The following is a 1,657-nucleotide window of genomic DNA, read 5'->3' on the forward strand; positions in this document are numbered from 1 at the left end:
CGACGTCCGTGCCCCAAGCCTTCACCAGCGGGGTCAGGAGGTCGACGCGCGCCTGCGCGCCCGGCTGGCCGAGGCGAGCCAGGTCCGCCTGGCCGGCCGCATAATAAGCCAGCGCCCGCGCCGCCTGCGTCAGCGCCTTCATCCGCAGCAGCATGCGCCTCACGTCCGGATGCTGGATGATCGGCACCGGCTCCCGGCTCTGCCCGCCGGCCCGCGCCGACTGCACCCGCTCACGCGCATAGCCGACCGCCGCCTGGGTCGCCCGCTCCGCCACCGACACGCCCTGCAGGCCGACATTCATCCGCGCATTGTTCATCATCGTGAACATGGCGCGCATGCCGCCATTCTCCTCGCCGATCAGCCAGCCGACGCAGTCGCCGTCGTCGCCATAGGACATGACGCAGGTGGGCGACGCGTGGATCCCCATCTTGTGCTCGATCGAGACGCAGCGGACGTCGTTAAACTCTGCGGGCGTGCCGGCATCGTCCAGCCGGTACTTCGGCACCAGGAACAACGAGATACCGCGCGTGCCCTCCGGCGCGTCAGGCAGCCGCGCGAGCACAAGGTGGACGATATTGTCCGCAAGGTCGTGCTCGCCGAAAGTGATGAAGATCTTCTGGCCGCTGATCGAATAAGTGCCGTCGCCGCGGGGCACCGCACGGGTCTTGAGCGCACCGACGTCCGAGCCCGCCTGCGGCTCGGTGAGGTTCATCGTGCCGTTCCACTCGCCGCTGACCAGTTTCGGAAGCCAGATCCGCTGCTGCTCCTCGGTGCCGTGGTGCCGGAGCGCCTCGACCGCCGCGGGCGTCAGCATCATGATCAGCGAGAAGCCCATATTGGCTGACCCGAGATCCTCCATCACGACGCTTGCAAGGCTCAGCGGGAGCCCCTGCCCGCCATGTTCGGCAGGTCCGGTGAGCGTGCCCCAGCCGCCGTCGACATAGGCGCGATAGGCCTCCTTGAAGCCCGGCGGCATTGTCACGCCGTCCGGCGACCATTTCGCCCCCACCTGGTCTCCGACGCGGTTCAGCGGCGCGAATTCGCCCGAAGCGAACGCTCCCGCGCCCTCCAGCACCGCGTCGACCACGTCGGCAAAGTCGTTGTGGCCGGGGAGCTCATGAAGCTTCACCACATGTTCGAGCAGGAAGCGCTGCTCGGCGACCGGTGGAGAATAGGTCATGTCGGTTCGGCCCCCGTCTGTTGCGCTCGCGGCGGGGCGGCTATAGCGCGCCTCGGTGAGCCCGCAAAACCCGCCTTATCGGACGGAGATCCGCCCCTACGGCAAGGCCGCGATCGCCGAGGCGGCGCGGCTGATCCTCGAAGGGCTTCCGGTCGCTGTGCCGACCGAGACCGTCTACGGCCTCGCCGCCGATGCGACCAGCGACGAGGCCGTTGCGCGCATCTACGAGGCGAAGGGCCGCCCCGGCTTCAATCCCTTGATCGTGCACGTCGAGGGGCTTCAGCAGGCGAAGGAGATCGCGGATCTTCCGGAGGCGGCGGAGGCCCTGGCGCTTGCCTATTGGCCCGGCGCGCTGACCATCGTCGTTCCGAAGCAGGCCGGGAGCGGGATCAGCCGCGCCGCCACGGCGGGCCTTCCGAGCGTCGCCATCAGGTGCCCGGCCGCGGCGCCGATGCGGGACCTGCTCGCTGCCTGCGG

The 1,657-nt window shown here is 69.2% G+C and carries 2 protein-coding genes; one reads left to right on the forward strand and one right to left on the reverse strand.

Annotated features, from left to right (window positions below):
• Positions 1 to 1,180: acyl-CoA dehydrogenase family protein (locus tag VF662_RS14560; RefSeq protein ID WP_464142541.1), on the reverse strand; the 1,180-nt coding region annotated here is incomplete at its 3' end.
• A gap of 55 nt (positions 1,181 to 1,235) precedes the next feature.
• On the opposite strand from VF662_RS14560, the gene VF662_RS14565 reads away from it, so the two are divergent.
• Positions 1,236 to 1,657, forward strand: a 422-nt coding sequence (locus tag VF662_RS14565) for an L-threonylcarbamoyladenylate synthase (protein ID WP_464142544.1), incomplete at its 3' end; no start/stop codon positions are given.

This window comes from Allosphingosinicella sp., from assembly GCF_036387215.1.
In the GTDB taxonomy this organism is placed as follows: Bacteria; Pseudomonadota; Alphaproteobacteria; order Sphingomonadales; family Sphingomonadaceae; genus Allosphingosinicella.